The 19,690-nt window shown below is 32.7% G+C and carries 17 protein-coding genes and 1 tRNA gene; 6 read left to right on the top strand and 12 right to left on the bottom strand.

The window, feature by feature from the left end; all coding sequences use genetic code 11:
* Position 1 precedes the first annotated feature (1 nt).
* The 6 genes from gmd to SJY34_RS14250 form a co-directional block, all read right to left on the bottom strand.
* The gene (gene gmd, locus SJY34_RS14275; protein ID WP_400076765.1) at positions 2-1,117 is read right to left on the bottom strand and encodes a GDP-mannose 4,6-dehydratase; all 1,116 of its coding nucleotides are present in this window, start codon (positions 1,115-1,117) and stop codon (positions 2-4) included.
* A gap of 117 nt (positions 1,118-1,234) precedes the next feature.
* Positions 1,235-2,026, bottom strand: coding sequence for a 3'(2'),5'-bisphosphate nucleotidase CysQ (gene cysQ / locus SJY34_RS14270; protein WP_400076764.1), 792 nt, complete (start codon positions 2,024-2,026; stop codon positions 1,235-1,237).
* Between the two features lie 9 nt (positions 2,027-2,035).
* Complete coding sequence (locus SJY34_RS14265) at positions 2,036-3,292, bottom strand: sulfate adenylyltransferase subunit 1 (protein WP_400076762.1); 1,257 nt, start codon at positions 3,290-3,292, stop codon at positions 2,036-2,038.
* Positions 3,293-3,308: 16 nt separating this feature from the next.
* A complete protein-coding gene (gene cysD / locus SJY34_RS14260) occupies positions 3,309-4,214 on the bottom strand; it encodes a sulfate adenylyltransferase subunit CysD (RefSeq protein ID WP_400076760.1) in 906 nt (301 codons plus the stop codon).
* 3 nt (positions 4,215-4,217) lie between these two features.
* Positions 4,218-4,808 carry an adenylyl-sulfate kinase gene (cysC, locus tag SJY34_RS14255; protein WP_400076758.1) on the bottom strand — a complete coding sequence of 197 codons (591 nt, stop codon included), beginning with the start codon at positions 4,806-4,808 and terminating at the stop codon, positions 4,218-4,220.
* Between the two features lie 28 nt (positions 4,809-4,836).
* Positions 4,837-5,244, bottom strand: coding sequence for a DUF2061 domain-containing protein (locus tag SJY34_RS14250; RefSeq protein ID WP_400076756.1), 408 nt, complete (start codon positions 5,242-5,244; stop codon positions 4,837-4,839).
* Between the two features lie 425 nt (positions 5,245-5,669).
* Here SJY34_RS14250 and SJY34_RS14245 point away from each other — a divergent pair, with 425 nt between their 5' ends.
* From SJY34_RS14245 to SJY34_RS14220, 6 genes are all read left to right on the top strand, one after another.
* Positions 5,670-7,832 carry a T9SS type A sorting domain-containing protein gene (locus SJY34_RS14245; protein ID WP_400076754.1) on the top strand — a complete coding sequence of 721 codons (2,163 nt, stop codon included), beginning with the start codon at positions 5,670-5,672 and terminating at the stop codon, positions 7,830-7,832.
* A 672-nt stretch (positions 7,833-8,504) separates the two neighbouring features.
* Positions 8,505-10,118: a T9SS type A sorting domain-containing protein gene (locus SJY34_RS14240; protein WP_400076752.1), complete on the top strand. Its 1,614-nt coding sequence runs from the start codon at positions 8,505-8,507 to the stop codon at positions 10,116-10,118.
* A gap of 197 nt (positions 10,119-10,315) precedes the next feature.
* Positions 10,316-10,477, top strand: coding sequence for a hypothetical protein (locus SJY34_RS14235; protein WP_400076750.1), 162 nt, complete (start codon positions 10,316-10,318; stop codon positions 10,475-10,477).
* Between the two features lie 15 nt (positions 10,478-10,492).
* Positions 10,493-11,626 carry a hypothetical protein gene (locus SJY34_RS14230; protein WP_400076749.1) on the top strand — a complete coding sequence of 378 codons (1,134 nt, stop codon included), beginning with the start codon at positions 10,493-10,495 and terminating at the stop codon, positions 11,624-11,626.
* 35 nt (positions 11,627-11,661) lie between these two features.
* Positions 11,662-12,726, top strand: a complete 1,065-nt coding sequence (locus SJY34_RS14225; protein WP_400076747.1) for a nucleotidyltransferase family protein — start codon at positions 11,662-11,664, stop codon at positions 12,724-12,726.
* Positions 12,727-12,813: 87 nt separating this feature from the next.
* Complete coding sequence (locus SJY34_RS14220) at positions 12,814-13,380, top strand: outer membrane beta-barrel protein (protein WP_400076746.1); 567 nt, start codon at positions 12,814-12,816, stop codon at positions 13,378-13,380.
* A 76-nt stretch (positions 13,381-13,456) separates the two neighbouring features.
* Here SJY34_RS14220 and SJY34_RS14215 read toward each other — a convergent pair whose 3' ends face one another.
* From SJY34_RS14215 to ftsA, 6 genes are all read right to left on the bottom strand, one after another.
* Entirely contained in the window at positions 13,457-14,398 is a 942-nt protein-coding gene (locus SJY34_RS14215) for a UDP-glucuronic acid decarboxylase family protein (RefSeq protein ID WP_400076744.1), read from the bottom strand.
* 47 nt (positions 14,399-14,445) lie between these two features.
* Entirely contained in the window at positions 14,446-15,303 is an 858-nt protein-coding gene (locus SJY34_RS14210; protein ID WP_400076742.1) for a zinc-dependent peptidase, read from the bottom strand.
* A gap of 267 nt (positions 15,304-15,570) precedes the next feature.
* Positions 15,571-15,644 (bottom strand) — tRNA-Arg (locus SJY34_RS14205).
* Positions 15,645-15,676: 32 nt separating this feature from the next.
* Entirely contained in the window at positions 15,677-16,126 is a 450-nt protein-coding gene (locus SJY34_RS14200; RefSeq protein ID WP_400076740.1) for a GatB/YqeY domain-containing protein, read from the bottom strand.
* 153 nt (positions 16,127-16,279) lie between these two features.
* Entirely contained in the window at positions 16,280-18,229 is a 1,950-nt protein-coding gene (gene ftsZ, locus SJY34_RS14195; protein ID WP_400076738.1) for a cell division protein FtsZ, read from the bottom strand.
* Positions 18,230-18,361: 132 nt separating this feature from the next.
* On the bottom strand, positions 18,362-19,690 hold the full coding sequence (gene ftsA / locus SJY34_RS14190; RefSeq protein WP_400076736.1) for a cell division protein FtsA: 1,329 nt from the start codon (positions 19,688-19,690) through the stop codon (positions 18,362-18,364).

Here is a 19,690-nt window from a genome sequence, read left to right as displayed (position 1 = left end):
TCTACTCAAAATAATTCATTGTTTTATAACCACCTTCATCTAAAAACTGCTGCTGTTCCATAAGTTTTATATCACTACGCATCATATCTTTGACTAAGTCATTCAAGTCATATTTGCATTCCCAGCCTAGTTTCTCTTTAGCCTTACTTGCATCTCCTATTAGTAAATCAACTTCAGTAGGTCTAAAATATCTTGAATCTACTGACAGTACCTCTTTTCCAATTTTTAATTTATAATCAGGATTTTTACAACTTACAATATATGCCTTTTCATTTTCGCCTTTCCCTCTAAATTCCAATTCAACACCGACCTCAGCAAAACTCATTCTCACAAAATCACGAATCTTGGTCGTCTTACCAGTAGCAATAACCCAGTCTTCAGCTTCATCAGCTTGCAATATCATCCACATCATACGAACATAATCTTTTGCATGTCCCCAATCTCTCTGAGCATCTAAATTTCCTAAATAAAACTTATCTTGAAGCCCTAGGGCTATTCTAGAAACGGCTCGTGTAATCTTACGAGTAACAAAAGTTTCTCCCCTTATTGGAGATTCGTGATTAAATAAAATACCATTACAAGCATACATGTTGTAAGCTTCACGATAATTAACAGTAATCCAATACGCATACATTTTTGCAACGGCATAAGGTGATCTTGGATAAAATGGCGTGGTTTCAGATTGTGGCACTTCTTGTACTTTACCATAAAGCTCTGATGTTGAGGCTTGATAAATCCTAGTTTTATTTTCTAGTCCTAATAATCTCACAGCATCCAAAATTCTTAATGTGCCTAATCCGTCTGCATTACCTGTGTATTCAGGTATTTCAAAAGATACTGCAACATGACTCATTGCTGCTAAGTTATATATTTCGTCTGGTTGAATTTCTTTAATTAGACGAATTAGATTTGTACTATCCGTCATATCTCCATAGTGCAAATAGAAATTTTGATGATCTACATGAGGATCTTGATACAAATGATCAATTCTATCTGTGTTAAATAACGATGAGCGTCGCTTTAAACCATGTACAACATAACCTTTTTTCAACAAAAACTCACTCAGGTATGCACCATCTTGCCCTGTAACTCCAGTTATAAATGCAACTTTAGCCATAAAATCTATAAAATAATTCGTTATTAATCTTACTCTCTAACAGTTTGCAAATCTAAAATAAATATGAAGACCCTCTAAATCAAAAGCATTTAATTAAAAAAAAAGTTTTTTTAAACATTATTTCCTTACCAAAAACCAACTATTTAGCAAATCTTCCCTATTATAAAGGATTCTTTTTTTTGTATCCCAATCAATAACCTCAAAACCTGCGTGCTCACATATAGCTTGACCAGCTGCAGTATCCCATTCCATAGTAGGTGCAAATCTAGGGTAGCAATCTGCTTTTCCTTCTGCAACCATGCATAGTTTTAAAGAACTTCCTTTAGATATTAAATTAACATCACCATACTTTTGACGCATTTCATTTACAAAAGTCACAGTTTCTGCTGACATATGAGAACGACTTGCCACAACTGTAAAGACTTTATCTTCTCGTTCTAAGGGCAATTTATTTGATTCACTTAACACAGTATTTAAATTATAGTCTTCTAGATTTATTGATACTTTATATGAGCCCAAATCTTTTGTAGAAAAATACAAATCCCCTAGAACAGGCACATAGATTACACCAAGTACTGTTTTTTGATTCTCTACTAAGGCTATATTTACTGTAAATTCCCCATTGCGCTTAATAAACTCTTTAGTACCATCAATAGGATCTACAATCCACAATTGATTCCAATCTTTACGCTCATTATATGGTATAGATTTACCCTCTTCAGAAAGAACAGGAATATTAGTTTTACTCAAATAAGAAATAATCACATTATGAGAAGCCAAGTCTGCTTCAGTTAAAGGTGAGTCATCTCCTTTCAACTCAATCTCAAAATCATCAGAATGGTATATATCTAAAATAACTTTCCCAGCTTCTAAAACTGCGGTTATTGCCGTTTTCAAGTTTTTATTCATGCAATAGAATTAAATAATCATACCAGCACCAATTGTTTCATTGGTTTGTTCGTCTATGATAATAATACTTCCTGTTTGACGATTTCTTTTATAAGCATCATAAAATATTGGTTTCGCTGTTCTGATTGACATGCGTGCTATATCGTTCATTTCTATCATATCTACATTCTCAATACGATGCAGTGTATTAATATCTATTTTATATTTTATTTCCTTTACCATACCAATGCTTTCATTCGTAGTATGTTTAATAACTACTTTAGTGCGAGTTTGAATTGGCTTAGTACTCATCCATGTAACTAAAACCTCCAAATCCTGACCAATTTCTGGAACATTGTTTTCGCGTACAATCATATCGCCACGACTATTGTCAATTTCGTCCTCTAAAGTCAAGGTTACTGACATAGGCGCAAATGCTTCTTGTATTTGTTCACCATTTAGTTCAATTGTTTTAATGGTAGACACAAATCCCGATGGTAATGATTTTACTTTATCCCCTGGTTTAAATACTCCTCCATCAATACGACCTGCAAAACCCCTGTAATCTTGATTATCTAATGTATGAGGACGAATTACAGATTGGATAGGAAAACGGCAATCAATAAGGTTATGATCACTAGAAATATGTACTGTTTCTAAATGATACATTAAAGTACTTCCTTGGTACCAACCCATGTTTTCAGATCGATTGACGACATTATCACCGTTTAAAGCTGAAATTGGTATAAATTGTATGTCCTTTATTCCTAATTTAGCTGAAAAAGCTGTGAAGTCGGAAACTATGTTATCATAAACTTCTTCACTGTAATCTACCAAGTCCATTTTATTGACACAAACAATAGCATGTGGAATGCGTAATAATGATGCAATAAATGCATGGCGATATGTTTGCTCTAACATACCCTTACGTGCGTCAATAAGTATAATAGCTAAATTAGCTGTAGATGCTCCAGTAACCATATTACGCGTATATTGTATATGACCTGGCGTATCTGCAATTATGAATTTACGCTTTGGTGTTGCAAAATAACGATAAGCAACATCAATTGTAATACCTTGTTCACGCTCAGATTTTAACCCATCAGTTAGTAGTGATAAATCTACATAATCAAAACCTTTAGATTTGCTCGATTGTTCTACAGCATCTAATTGATCTTGAAAAATTGATTTACTATCATACAATAAACGTCCAATCAATGTACTTTTACCATCATCAACACTTCCAGCTGTTGTAAAACGTAATAATTCTATATCTTGATAATCCATTTTTAATTTACTAATTTTAAAAATAACCTTGTTTTTTACGATCTTCCATTGCTGTTTCAGCACGCTTGTCATCGGCACGTCCACCACGTTCAGTAGTGCGAGTTGTAGCAATATCTTCAATAATCTTTTCTAAAGTATCGGCTTCAGATTCAACAGCTCCAGTTATTGGCATATCACCACAAGTGCGATAGCGAATCGTCATATTAACAACTTTTTCTCCTTCTTTCAATTTTATAAACTCAGAATTTGCTAATATCACTCCGTCCCTAATAACACAATCACGTTGGTGAGAAAAGTAGAGTGATGGTAAATCGATATTCTCTAGTTTTATATATTCCCAAACGTCCATTTCTGTCCAGTTGGAAATTGGAAACACTCTAAAATGTTCTCCGTAATTTTTACGTCCATTAAACAAGTTCCAGAGCTCTGGTCTTTGATTTTTTGGATCCCATTGCCCAAATTCATCCCTATGAGAAAAGAAACGCTCTTTAGCACGCGCCTTTTCTTCATCTCTTCGTGCTCCACCCATGGCTGCATCAACTTTATAATCTTCGAGTGTATCTAAAAGAGATACTATTTGTAGTGAGTTACGAGAAGCATCTGCTCCTGTTTCTTCTTTTACTCTTCCTTTATCAATAGCCTCTTGCACCGAACCCACTATGAGTTTAACACCTAGCCTCTCAACCAAATCATCCCTAAATGCAATAGTCTCTGGAAAATTATGACCAGTATCTATATGAATTAGAGGAAATGGGATTTTTGCAGGAAAAAATGCTTTTTTTGCCAAGTGTGTAAGCAATATAGAATCTTTGCCACCAGAAAATAATAGTACTGGGTTTTCAAATTGTACTGCAATCTCTCGTATTACAAAAATAGCCTCAGATTCTAATTCTTTTAAATGATTAATTACGTAATTACTCATATTTTATTTTAATTTTTGAATAATAAAGTCTAAAATAGTTTTAACGGAAACTTCTATTTTTTGCTTGTCCGTTACGATTTCTATATCAGGATTAACTGGCGCTTCATAAGGTGCAGAAACACCTGTCATATCTTTAATTTCTCCCGCTCTAGCTTTTTTATATAATCCTTTGACATCCCTTCTCTCACATTCTTCTAAAGACGTATTTACATATACTTCTATAAAATTTTCTGCACCAACTATATTTTTTATAATATCTCTATCCTTTAAATAAGGTGAAACAAAAGCTGCTAAGGTGACCACACCAGCATCGATCATTAAATTTGCAATTTCAGCGATTCTCCTAATATTTTCAGTACGATCTTCTGGATCAAAACTAAGGTCCCTATTGATACCTTGTCTAATATTATCTCCATCTAAGCTAAAAGTTAGAATCCCTTTATTGTGAAGCTCTACTTCAACTAAATTAGCCAGAGTAGATTTTCCAGAACCAGACAAACCCGTAAACCATAACAAAAAGGAACGATGGTCATTTAGTTTCTCACGATCCTCTTTATTTATTTTATAATTATGCCTCACAGTATTTAAGCTCATAGTTAACTTGTTTTTTTTGTATACCTGATTACTCTTTACTATTACGTTGATCTAAACCATAATCAATTTTATACCATAGTTTTTCATGCCCATAATATAATAGCATTTTAGTAATAACTTCAGCTACACCAATTTTTACACCGGTTAAAGGGTTACCCGTAATAATCCATCCCAATAATATAGTATCTAAAGTACCGAGTGCCCGCCATGAAAAAGTCTTTAAGACATGTCGTTTGTCTGATGATTTAATGGAGGATTTAAACCATATTCTTTCATGCATATAATAAAATATCATTTTAGTGATCAATTCAAAAAAACCAATTTGTAATGCAAAGGTGATATTACTAGATATCAACCATGATAATAATAATGTGTCTAATGTCCCTATTATCCTCCATGTTACAGTTTTGGCTAAATGGCGTTTACTAAATCTCACTCTTAAATAATTATAAAAGTTTTAAACATGCACTATGGGTCTGCAATTATCAACGATAATTTTTTTTGCAAATCTAGAACAAAATGAATGAACTGAACAAGATTTAGTCTAGTAATTTCATAGACTAAAAGAAACGCATCGAAAAGCTCAAATAAATATGTGAAAAAAAACCTCTAAAAAAATTCCACTCATCTGCATAATTCACTTAAAAAAATTGATTTTTAATACACCTTTTAATAAGAAATTTTGAATGTGAATTTGGATAAACAAGTGTACTTTAAAAGTTTACTTTTTTTACGTATTTTTGTGTTGGATTAATTAATTTCTTGCAACAAAATAACAAGATTCGTGTTTTATCTACAGGGCGCGATAATTGTTATTGTTTTTTGACTACATATAAGTAATTGCAAGTAAATTGTTAAACCATGAAATATTTAAGCCCTCTATTTTTCTTTCTTACCTTCCACATTTCAAATGGTCAGGTCATTGCAGCGTACTCTGGCACACCAGTACCAACTGCAACAACAATAACTGGTATCTCTGCAACCGCGCTAACTGCTGGTTCTGGATTGACTGATAAATCTACCTCATATTTTGAATATCAAAAATGGACCAATGCATCAGTTTTAGATCTTAATGATTATTTTGAATGGAGCCTCACAGCAACGCCAGATTTCACAGCCAATATAACTGCTATAAATATATCCTACAATGCTGGTAATAAAGCACCTGAAACATTAGAATTAAAAACAAGCCTTGATAATTTTACCGCCACAATATATATCGTTTCAATAAGTCAAAATAGCAGTGGTATCTTAACTATACCTACAACACTCACCTCCACAATGGGAGGAACTATAACATTTAGATTGTTTGGCTATAATTCGTCTAATTCAAATTCAAGTCGTTTTGGTATTGACGGAGGATTAAATACCCAAATAGGATTGGCAAATACAGGAATAACCCTTGAGGGCTCAGTTACATATAGCGGATTATTTTATGATGGTACTACATGGACACCCAATGCGCCAAATAATACAACTGGTGCGGATAACGCCATTATATCAAATGGATCGTATACTATTAATTCAGATACCCAGATCAATCGTTTAGAGGTAATGACAGATGGTACTCTTTTGATAAGTGAAGGTATTGATCTTCATGTGAATGAAGATTTAATAGTAGATGGTGCATTAGAGCTAAATTCTAACTCAAATGAATACTCAAGTCTTATTGTAAAGGGAAGTGTATCTGGTAATGTGAAATATAAAAGACACGTTAACATTACAGCAGCTGTTGGAGAAGAGGACGCAAATGATTTAATTGCACCACCAGTTTCTGGAGAAGCATTCAATAGTTTTTTAACCAACAACTCTAATATTGTAAGCAATAGCAACAATACTTTATATTTATTTGGTCCTTTTGATAAAGCCACTGGAACGTATGTCGTCTATTCTAATACAGAAACAGCAGTATTAGATGCTGGAACTGGTTACAGAGCGGCATCAACAGATGGCGACACATTTACATTTACTGGTGCAGTAAATACTGGTATGATTTTAAAACCTATTAGTTATTCTGGTATAGCATTCAAAGAATGGAATTTAATAGGTAATCCTTACCCTAGTTATATAAAATTATCTGAATTTCTGGATATTAATATTATGCAATTTGATCCGTCTAGAGCAGGAATATATGGTTATGATGGCGATACAAGTGACGGATGGACTATATGGAATAAGGCCTATTCAGATGCCAATCCTAGCGCTATAGTTACACCAGGACAAGGTTTTTTGGTGGCCTCAAAATTAGGAGGCGGAACTATAACTTTCAATCCTACCATGCGCACTACGGGAAACTCTGATGATTTTATTGAAGGTCGTCCATCAAATATGACGACTTCTTATCATATTAGCCTGTCATTGACCAATGACACCAAAACTTACTCTACATATCTTTATTTTAATCCGAGCTCCAGTCGAGGGCTAGATATTGGTTACGACGCAAATATTTTTGGTGATACAGCACCTACTTTTTCGATATACTCTAATCTAGTTGAAAACAATAATGGAAACGAAATAGCAATTCAATCTTTAAATCTTACAGATTATGAAAATATCTCAATACCTCTGGGTGTAAATGCCAGTAAAGACCAGCAGCTCACTTTTAGTATTAATAAAAATTCATTGCCGAATACAGTGCAATTATATTTAGAGGATAATATTACTAATACGTTTACACCATTAAACGCTGGAGATTATACATTAACTCCAAACACTAATTTAAATGGTACTGGTCGCTTCTATCTGCACCTTACAGATAATGCTCTATCTAAAACAGATAATACTTTAAGTGATTTAAGTATTTATACAAATCACAATAGTAAGAAAATTATTATTTCTGGTCAATTATTAGAACCTACAGTGATTAACGTCTATGACCTACAAGGTAGAAACGTAAAAAAAGTGAAACTATTAAAGTCTAATAAATCTCAATCTATTGATGTAAGTCAGCTAAGTTATGGATTTTATGTGGTTGAATTGAAAAATACTTCTCATAATAAGACTCAAAAGATAATCTTGAACTAAGATAAGATCTTTATTAATACCATTTCTAATATTATCATCATATATTATAAGTTAGAAACACCTTTTTTATTAAGCTATGCTTCTATTAAGATTGCAATATTAAACTTCTAAGAACTTGACAAACGAGTAAACTTTTACTAAAATTATGAATGCCTATGAAGTTTCTCACTGTCTACCCTTCCGGTTTTAGGATTACTTTTAATCATATTCTGACCCATAACTCTTTTATAATCTGCCTGTTAATTCTATTTAAATCCTTAAAACCATGCAACTTAAAAACTAAATTTTGTATTATTATTCTATGTAATTGTACATCTAAAATACAATAAAACATTTAAGCTTACTTTTAGTCCTTTAAATCGCAAAACTATTTTATATCCGTGAAAAACAAATATAATGTAAGAAAAAAGCTTCTGATATAATCAGTTAGTCTATAAAATTTACTCTAATTAAATTGCTTTTTTAGTAAATTTTATTACCTTTGACTAACCTATATAAATCATAAATTGTTGTTTTTCAGTACGATAGATGTTTTATTATAGAGATAAATGTGATTTATTTACTGAAAAAACAAGAATAACACAACATTTTAATATAACAACAACAAAAAATTGTTTAACTTAATCTATATTTGCCTGACAATTTACGAGGTTAATTCTTAAATAGAATATTATGAAAAAAAATTACGTTACAAAATGTGTTTACTCGCTTATTACAATATTAGCATTAAGCATTTTTTCTAGTGGGCTTGCTTATGGCCAAGATGAAACGGTGACTTCAGGTACTACGTTAGAGATTAGTCAAGATACTACTTATGATTCTATTACAGTTGAACCTGGAGGTGTATTGCAGGTCAATTCTGGTGTGACTCTTACTCTAACAGATGCACTAACCCTTAATTCTAGTTCTACGCTTTATTCAAGCTTAATATCTGATGGAACGATTGTAGGTACAGTTAATTACAACAGACACGTAAATTTTGCGCCTGGTCAAGGAACAGGTACAACGGCAAATGATTTAATAAGTTCTCCTTTATCTGGAATGACCTTTCTAGATGTTAGAACAGCAAACAACAATATTCTTTCTGGATTAATTGGTGGTGAAGGGCCTTTCTACTTCTTTGGTCCATTCGATAATATTACCGGCAATTATGTGCTTTTTGAAGAAACTGTTGATGATGCAGTTGTTATAGAGTCAGGATTAGGCTATCGTTCTGGTTCTACTGATGGCGGAACCTATACCTTTACTGGCACACCAGAAAATGGAACTATCACTCAACCTATTACAACACCAAATGGTGGAACTATATTTAATTTGGTGGGTAATCCATACCCATCTTACATGTCACTTTCTGAATTTTTAGCTACTAATTCCGCTCAATTAGATCAAAGCGGTGTCGCTGTGTACGGTTACGATGGCGCAAGTCAAAATGGTTGGACAATTTGGAATCAAATACAACTTTTACAGAATCCTGACACTGTGCTTGCCCCAGGTCAAGGCTTTATGGTACCTGCAATAGATGGAGGAGGTACTATTACTTTTAATCCAAACATGAGGGCTGTTGGAGATACTGATGATTTTATTCTTGGGAGACAAAATGCAGTTATCAATAACATTAAATTAGATTTAACCTCATCATCAAGTAACTATAGTACGGATATATACTTTACTGAATTTTCTTCTTTAGGCTTAGATCCTGGCTATGATGCAAGAGTATTCAATGCACCGGACTTATTGCTCTTTACCCAACTAGTACAAGAAAGTGTTGGTCTTTCTTTTGCTATTCAAGCTCTTGGTGAAACAGACTATGGAAATACAACAGTTCGATTAGGTGTTAAAGCCGTCCAAGGAGAACAAATTACAATTAGTATGTCAGAAAATACGTTACCATCTACTACTAATGTATTTTTAGACGATAATGTAGAGAATACTAGTACATTACTTAACACTAGTGATTTTATTATAACGCCTAGCACAACTTTAGATGGTGCCTCACGTTTCTCTATAAGATTTATAGATCCTTCGCTTTCAACATTAGAGAATATTTTTGATAATTTAACTATCTACACTGACGATAGCCATAAAACGCTTGTAATTAATGGACAAATCTTAGAGGATACTGCTGTGAATATTTATGATTTACAAGGACGATTAGTTCTAAAGACAAAGTTACAAACAAGTGAAAATTCTCATTCTATCAGCACCAGCGATTTTAGCACTGGAGTGTATGTTGTTCAATTGACAAATAACCTTCAAACGAAGTCACAGAAGGTGATTATTAATTAGAAGAATTGTAATTTTAAAAAAAATGCTTTTGTAGTTAGCACATCTCAATATTTTTGATTGTGTAAAAAAAAACCGAAGATGATTAATTTACGTAAATAGTAATGGGAGTTTTATTTAGACTATTATAAACCTTTTCATATTTTACTGTAATAAATAAATTATTTTACTATTTTTGAACCAAATTTACGGCTAGAGCCATGAAGAAAGAAAACAACTTAGATAAAATCACGCGTAAAGAAGCCATTAAAAAAATGGGGAAATATGCTGCACTAACTGCGGTAGGAACATTTGTGATTTTAAATCCGCAAAAAGCGCAAGCGTCATCGCCAGCAGATCCAGGTGGTAATCCCTTCGATTAATTTTTAGTTTCTATTTTGAACAATAGCCTAACACCAACATATACAAAACAGTTTGGTGATAAATGGGTATTGTGGTTTGCTAAATCTAATAGCTACAGTGTTGTAGAATCTTCTTTCAAAAATCTTTTAGACGTTTATTTAGATGCCTACAGTCTAGACGTATTTAAAACGACATTAGCTGATAATGGAGTTGATTTAAACATTGAGGATTTAGTAGAAACCTTTACTAATTACCTAAGTGATTCTAATCAACCGAGAGATATTTCCAAATTAAAAAATATTTCACTTGATACAACGAACCGCAATATTTTAAAGCAATATTCAATTAAAGGTAAATCCATTCAGGTTTTTTACGACTCGGAGTTAGTACAAAATATTATCCATCCTGCTTTATCTCACCTGACTGTAGAACCAAGCCATTGTGTTCAAACTACTTTTGATATTTATCTTCGGGATGATGATTTGCTATTTTTTAAAGATGAAAAATTAATCATAAAAGTTTTTAAAAAAGATTACCATTTGTTACAAGGTAAATTTATTATGCATTTATTATGTACAATACATCATAAACACGAAAACGAATGGATAAGTACTTTTCATGGTTCAACTATAACAGATGGAAATACATCGATTCTATTTATTGGCGAATCGGGTAAGGGAAAAAGCACACTATGTGCATTATTAAATGCTAGCGGTTTTGATTTATTGGCAGACGATGTGTCGCCTATGCTTTCAGAAAACAAAAACATCTATTATAACCCTTCTGCAATATCAATAAAAGAAGGTGCATTTGATACTCTCCAACCAATTATTAATAATTTCGAGAATTTACCAATAGTTCAATTTAATAAAACAAAAGGGAGGCTTAAATACGTGCCATGTAATTCACCTTCAAAAAACAACTACCCATGTAAAGCAATAATATTGGTTAATTATGAAAATAAGGTAAAAACCCAATTAGAAAAAGTCTGTATAAAAACAGTTTTAGAAACGTTAATTCCAGAATCATGGTTATCACCCAATCCTTTACACGCAATAAAATTTTTAGATTGGCTAGAAACTGTGAACACTTATAAATTAACTTACAATAATACTAAAAGTGTAACCGAAAAAGTTTCAGACTTGTTTAAACAACTCAATAAAAGCTAATATTATCCTATCTTAGTATTTTAGTAAACCATCTTATGGGCAATCTTGCCATTACATATCAACATATTGCAGATATCTTAAGTTTTGAATCTTCAAACAAACAATTAGAGAAAATACTTAATCATTCTTCTTTCAACTGGGATGCCATTGTGATTGAAGGGAGCAAACATTTAGTTTTACCAGCAATTTATTGTCGGTTAAACGATAAGCAACTCTTGTATGTATTACCTGATGAATTAAAAACCTATTTAGAACAGATTACATCCATAAACAGAAATAGAAATGAGGCTATTTTAAATCAGGCTGAGTCTATTTCTAAACTATTTAACCAAAATAATATTAAGCATGTATTCTTAAAAGGAACAGCTCTATTATTTTTGGGATGTTTTAAAGATAATGCCGAACGAATGATTGGAGACATTGATATTTTGGTGTCACCGAATCAATCAAACGCTGCTTACACATTGCTTACGCAAAATGATTATGTGTCCAAAGAGCTTACAATAAAAGAACGGTTTTTTGAACATAGACACCTTCCCAGATTAATATCGAAGCACCATATTGGTGCCATAGAACTACACAAGGAATTATTTGCGCTTGATAACTATAATGGGCTTAGATTCAAAAATATGATTGCGAATAAATCAAAACCTAAAACTTTTAACATACCAACTCAAAAACAATTACTTCAACACAATATCCTAAACTATCAAATAAATGATGAAGGTATGAGATACAATAGTATTAGTTTTCGATCCATTTATGATACTATTGCTTTAAAAAATAACAACAAAGATTTAAAACTAATTGAAGAAACTAAAGTATTTCGTCACTACTACAAATACGCTTCCATATTCTTTAATGACCTCAAAACTGTCCATAACTCAAGTTCTACCTTTGGTGCCAAATTTTACCTTTTCAAATTAAAACATATTAAGTTTTATAAATTTTGGAATTGGTTTATTGAATTAATATATTCAATTCCTATATTAATAAATCGTGCTTACTTATTTATAGTAAATAGTACTTATAGAAAAGTGATATTTAATGACAGAATCCGTGTTTACAAGCATTTAAAGTCCGTATTTACTAAATTTTAGATTATTTTTGCGGTTTATTACAATAAGTATGCGCCAATATTTGTTTTATAATACATAAAGTTTAACTTTGAACAAAATGATTTTAGCATGAAAAAATTAATTTTAATAGTAACTTTATTAACACTTAGTTTATCATCATTTGCGCAACGAAATTATGATGAATGGTATTTAAGTGTTGGATTAAATTCTATAAATAGTTTAGGATCTCGGTCTCCTATATTTCATCCTGGTGATTGGGCTAAAAGATTTCCGGTCTCAGCTGCCGTAGAATTCAACTGGAGTGAAAAATTTGGTATAGAACAATCTATAACTTTTAATGGTTTTACGGAAGATGATGAGATCGATGGGGCAGACTTAAAAAAAGACTACAATTATATTTCTTTTGATACGCATTTAAAGTATTACTTCGGACAATATATCTTCCCAAATTCAGATCAAATAGATTTGTATGCAAATGCTGGTCTAGGTTTTTTTCAAATTGATGAAACTAACATTTCCGCTAACTTAGGTGGTGGTATTATGTATTGGGTAAACCGAACAAGAAATTTTGGAATAAGAGCTCAAGTGATAGGGAAATTTGCATTTAATCATGCAGAAAGTGGCTTGGATAATAATCATTTTCAATATCACTTACAAGCTGTATTTAGACTTTAATAACATACGCATTAATAAAATAAAAGCCGCTATCAATTGATAGCGGCTTTTATTTTATTAAATTCTTGATAACGAATTAAGCATTCAAAAGTTCTTCGAAATATTTAATAGTCTTTACCAAACCTTTACTTAATTCCACTTTTGGTTCCCAACCTCCCAACTCTTTTTTCGCCAAACTAATGTCTGGTTGACGTTGTAAAGGATCATCTTGAGGTAAAGGTAGATAGGTGATTTTAGATTTCGACCCTATCAAATCTATCACTTTTTTCGCCAATTCCAACATAGTGAATTCAACAGGGTTACCTATGTTTACAGGACCAATGAATCCATCTCTACTATTCATCATTCGGTGAGTTCCCTCGATAAGATCATCTACATATTGAAAACTTCTAGTTTGGGTTCCATCACCAAAGATAGTTATATCATCACCCTTCAAAGCCTGAACAATAAAATTTGAAACTACTCTTCCATCTTGAGGGTGCATTCTAGGACCATAAGTATTAAAAATACGAATGATTTTAATTTTAACATTGTTCTGGTTGTGATAGTCCATAAACAAGGTTTCTGCACAACGTTTGCCTTCATCATAGCAAGAACGTAGACCGATTGGATTAACGTTTCCCCAATAGCTTTCTGGTTGAGGGTGTACTGTAGGATCTCCGTAAACCTCACTAGTAGACGCCTGCAATATTTTTGCTCCGACACGTTTAGCCAAACCTAACATGTTTATCGCTCCCATCACTGAGGTTTTAACAGTTTTTATAGGATTATATTGATAATGCACTGGTGAAGCAGGACAAGCCAAATTATATATTTCGTCAACCTCAATCATGTATGGATTAGTAATATCGTGCCTAACTAACTCAAAATAGTGATTGTCCATTAGGTGCTCAATATTTCGTTTTGAGCCAGTAAAATAATTATCTAAACAAATAACTTCGTTACCTTCTTTTAATAAACGATCACATAGGTGAGAGCCCACAAATCCAGCACCTCCAGTTACCAATATTCTTTTCATATATTAATGATTTCTATTAATGCTTAAAAATAATACTTTATTAGTTATTAATAACCTGCAAAATTAAAATTAAGCATTGTCTTAACATAGCTGTATAATTCAGGGAATTGACCTCTAAATTCTTTAGGTGTTTCTATAAAAGTTTCTATAATTACAGATAAAAACTCATATTGGTTTATGTAAGCATAGTCCCTAAAGTATTCTGATTCAATTAGACGCTTTCTATAAGCTTCATTACCTTCTAAAAAATTTACAATATCCGTAAACCCATTTAAAAAAATAGCAGCTCTAAAACCTTTGTTCTTAAGACAGTCCAGATGAAGAGCATGAATAATTTCGTGTATTGCCAGGTTAAAATTATCATTATCAATAGAATATCCTAGCAATACATCCTCCCACGAAAGAACTATCGCCTTATAAGATGGATTAAACTCTCCTTTATGTAAATTTTGATTTGTATTTGAGTAAAAAGCTTGAGGATATAGAAGTATTTTATTTACCAAACCTATTCGATAATTTCTAAAACCAAAAGTTATCATTACCAAAGTACCAAGTATCAATATTTTCATATGGTCATCAATCTTAAGTTGATTTCTACCAACAAACTCTGTATTATCGAGCAATTTAGCCAGTCGGTGTTGAAAATAGATCCTTTCTTTATCAGATAATCTATTATAAAAAAACAATTCATTTTTTAAAATTGTTTGCTGACGCTTATTAAGTCGCTTCAATCCAAAATAAACATGGTTAAAAAGAGGTTTTCTAAACCTTGAGGCATACAAGAATAGTATAGCCCTAGTTATTCTAAATATTACAAATAGAGCTATTAAAACAACACCTATAGGTATAACATAATCAGACATTAATTGGCGTTCAAAAATCTCTTGCTTAGATTGCAATATCATTATTTTGGTGATGCTTTAATTGAAAGTAATTATTATTTAACTTTTAACTCTGTTTTGAGGATTATATTTCCTCATTGCGTTGCGCCTTGAAAATCAAAAACCCAAACTTATAAATTCAAACAAGCTTGATTAGCAAAATATCCTTTTTACTTTTAATATTATATTAGAGGATTTAACTTCCTCAATGCGTTCCGCCTTGAAAATCAAAAGTCCAAACTTATAAATTCAAGCAAGCTTGATTTCACATTTGGACTTTTGATTTATTCGTGACCTCGAGAGGATTCGAACCTCCAACCCTCAGAGCCGAAATCTGATATTCTATCCAGTTGAACTACGAGGCCATTACTTCCAGTAGAAGCAGATATCTTACTTATTATAATAATTTTGCCTTAACAATGTTCGAGATTGTTTTCCCATCTGCCTGACCTGCAAGTTTTTTACTTACAATTCCCATAACTTTTCCCATATCCTTCATTCCCTCAGCACCTATCGCTGCTATTGCTTTCATAACTTCTTCAGTGATTTTTTCTTCAGACAGTTGAGCAGGTAAAAACTGACTGATTATGTCTACTTGGGCTAATTCTGGATCTGCTAAATCTTTACGGTCTTGTTCTAAAAATATAGCAGCACTATCTTTGCGTTGTTTCACCATCTTAGATAGTATTTTTATTTCCGCTTCTTCGGTCAACTCTTCTTTAGATCCAGAAGCTGTTTGCGCTAACAATATTTCTGCTTTAACAGCTCTTAAAGCTGCTAAAGCTGTTTGGTCTTTTTCTTTCATTGCCGCCTTCATAGCAGTCATTATATTGTCTTGTAAGCTCATAATTATCTTAATTTTATTCTGTAGCGAAGATACTAAAAAAGTTAGGGTGAACTCAGTATAAAAAGTACACAATCAATAAAAACAAAAAGCCCAAAAAGTTGGAGATGCTCTTTGGGCTTTGACAATATGTTATCACTTAACTTAAACTTGCTATTAATCTACGTTATCGTGTAAAAATGAATTGTTACTTCGTAATTGAATATCATCGTTTTCATCTGTACCGACAGACATTCTTGAAGTATTGGTTTCTGAAGAATGCTGAGCATCTTCTAAATTAACACCTTGTCTTTTGTAAGCAGGCTCTTTTTCGATTTCATCTATTTTAGCATTATTGAATTTATAGTTGAAATCTTTCATTTTTTTTCTGCGCTCATCTGCACGAGCAATAATTAATTCTGAGATGGGACTGTTCATTGGGTCAATCTCATCCTTAACAATTTCTTCAGTTTCATCAACAGATACTATTTTCTTTTCAAAAACTATTTCCTCTTTTACTTCTGCTCTGTTCGTTTTTGTATTCATTGATGATTCAAAAGTTTCAAAATCATCTAAAGCATAACGCTTTTCAACATCTTCATTTACTTCTGTTACCGAAATGATTTCAACAGGCTCATTTACATTTAGATCTTTTACATCTTCATCTAAACTAAAGAACATTTTTTCTTCACTAGCATCTGGTTCTTCAACTTCCTCCGATTCTTTGCTGGATAATGGTAAATCGAATGTTAACGTTATTTGTTCTTCTTCATTTTCTACTTCAATACTTTCAGCTTTATTTTCTATTGGAGTTATAATGAATTCTTCTGGCTGAGCTTCAACCTGTGGTTTAGAATCTAAAACTTCATCATAAACGACATTCATATTAAGTAGAATCTCATTTGTTGGAACTAAATCCATTGCTAAAGTCATTTCAATTTTGTCATCATCTCGATAGTTAACCTCGTCTTCATCTTCAAGTAAAGTATGACGAACAATAGGAGTCTCCTTATCCTCTTCTAAAACAATATCTGGAGTTATAATTGCTGGCTCTTTTTCTTGGGTACTTATTTCTGTTTCAACTGTTTCCTCTAATGCATGAATTACTTTTTTAGTTTCAGTATTAGAAATTTCATTCTGCTGATCGATATCAAATCCCGTAGCAATAATGGTAACAGAAATTGACTCTTGTAAAGATTCATCTTCACCAACACCCATAATTATATTGGCTCCATGACCTGCTTCATTCTGAATATGATCATTGATTTCACCGATTTCGTCAATGGTAATTTCCTGAGAACCAGAAACGATAAGCAACAATACGTTTTTAGCACCTGTAATTTTATTATCGTTAAGTAATGGTGAATCCAATGCTTTCATAATAGCTTCTTGTGCTCTGGTTTGTCCAGAAGCCTCGGCTGATCCCATAATAGCTGTTCCACTGTTACTTAATACGGTTTTAGCATCACGTAAATCAATATTTTGTGTATAGTGATGTGTAATTACCTCTGCAATACCTCTAGATGCTGTAGATAAGACTTCATCTGCTTTTGAAAAACCTGCTTTAAAACCAAGGTTACCATAAACTTCACGAAGTTTATTATTGTTTATCACAACCAAAGAATCTACATGTGATCTTAACTTTTCTATACCTCGCTGTGCTTGTTCATTACGCATTTTTCCTTCAAATTGAAAAGGCATAGTAACGATTCCAACAGTTAGGATATCTAATTCTTTTGCCATTTTTGCGATGATCGGAGCTGCACCAGTTCCGGTACCTCCACCCATACCTGCAGTGATAAACACCATTTTGGTATTGGTATCTAACATTCTACGAATATCTTCTAAACTTTCTACAGCAGCCTCTTCACCAACATCTGGATTTGCTCCAGCACCTAAACCTTCGGTTAAGTTTACACCTAATTGAATTTTGTTTGGAACACCACTATTTTGAAGTGCTTGCGCATCAGTGTTACATATCACAAAATCAACACCTTTGATACCTTGTTGAAACATGTGATTTATTGCGTTGCTTCCACCTCCTCCAACACCAATAACTTTTATGACATTAGATTGGTGTTTTGGCAAATCAAATGATATGTTTCCAAATTCGTTGCTCTTACTCATATTAATTGTGATTATGGGATTTTATATTTTAAACTTTACTTTATCCTATCTATACATGATGATTATAAAACCATCAAATTTTATTCTACAATGCCACTCGCTTCAGCGCTAGCTCTTCATTAAAATTCAGTCCTACTCTGCGTTATCCAAAAACTCTTTCACACGCTCTGTGAGCTTGTCTAAAAACGAACGACGCTCCTTTATTGGCTCTTCTACAAAAATATCTTGCTGTGCCTCCATTGATTGCTCTGCTTCATTTTCAATTATTAGTTCATCAATTTCTTCGGCTTTATTTCTTTCTTGACGCTTTAGGCCATCCATAACTAAACCAACTGCCGTGGCAAATAATGGACTTGCAATATCATCATCACTGTCACCAGCAATGTGTTCATTTGGATAACCTATTCTGGTATCCATACCAGTTATGTATTCTACCAATTGCTTTAAATGCTTTAATTGACTTCCACCACCTGTTAATACAATACCTGCAATAAGTTTTTTCTTTTGCTCTTCGTGTCCGTAATTTTTTATTTCAACATAAACTTGCTCTATTATTTCAACAACTCTGGCATGAATGATTTTAGACAAATTCTTTAACGTAATTTCTTTTGGTTCTCTTCCTCGTAACCCTGGAATTGAGACAATCTCATTGTCTTTGTTCTCACCTGGCCATGCAGAACCGAATTTCATTTTCAAAAGCTCAGCTTGCTTTTCTATAATTGAGCATCCTTCTTTTATGTCTTCTGTAATAACGTTTCCTCCAAAAGGAATAACTGCTGTATGACGAATAATTCCGTCTTTAAAAACTGCTAAATCAGTTGTTCCACCTCCTATATCAATTAGAGCTACACCAGCTTCCTTTTCTTCTTGGCTCAAAACAGCATTCGCAGAAGCTAGAGGTTCTAATGTTATGCCTTCTAATTGTAATCCAGCGCTTTTTATACATCTTCCAATATTTCTAATAGATGATACTTGTCCTACTACAACATGAAAATTAGCTTCAAGACGCCCTCCGTACATTCCGATTGGTTCTTTAATTTCTGCCTGTCCATCAATCTTAAACTCTTGCGGTAAAACATGTATAATTTCTTCACCAGGCAGCATTACCAGCTTATGTACTTGGTTAATAAGGCGATCAATATCCGCTTCATCAATAACCATGTCAGAATTAGCTCTTGTGATATAATCACTATGTTGCAAACTGCGAATATGCTGACCAGCTATACCAACAGTAACATCTTCTATTTTTTCTGAGGCTGCAGCTTCAGCCTCTTGTACAGCTTGTTGAATAGACTGAATTGTTTGGGTGATATTATTAACCACTCCTCTATGCACACCCATACTTTTGGATTTACCTACACCAAGAATTTCAACTTTATCGTACTCGTTTCTGCGACCAATCATGGCCACAATTTTTGTGGTTCCTATATCTAAACCTACCGAAATGTTATGCTTGTCCAT

The sequence above is a fragment of the Winogradskyella sp. R77965 genome (genome assembly GCF_044594915.1).
In the GTDB taxonomy this organism is placed as follows: domain Bacteria; phylum Bacteroidota; class Bacteroidia; order Flavobacteriales; family Flavobacteriaceae; genus Winogradskyella.
Note: the sequence above shows the minus strand (reverse complement) of the source record. Positions and strands in the feature narration are given on the sequence as shown.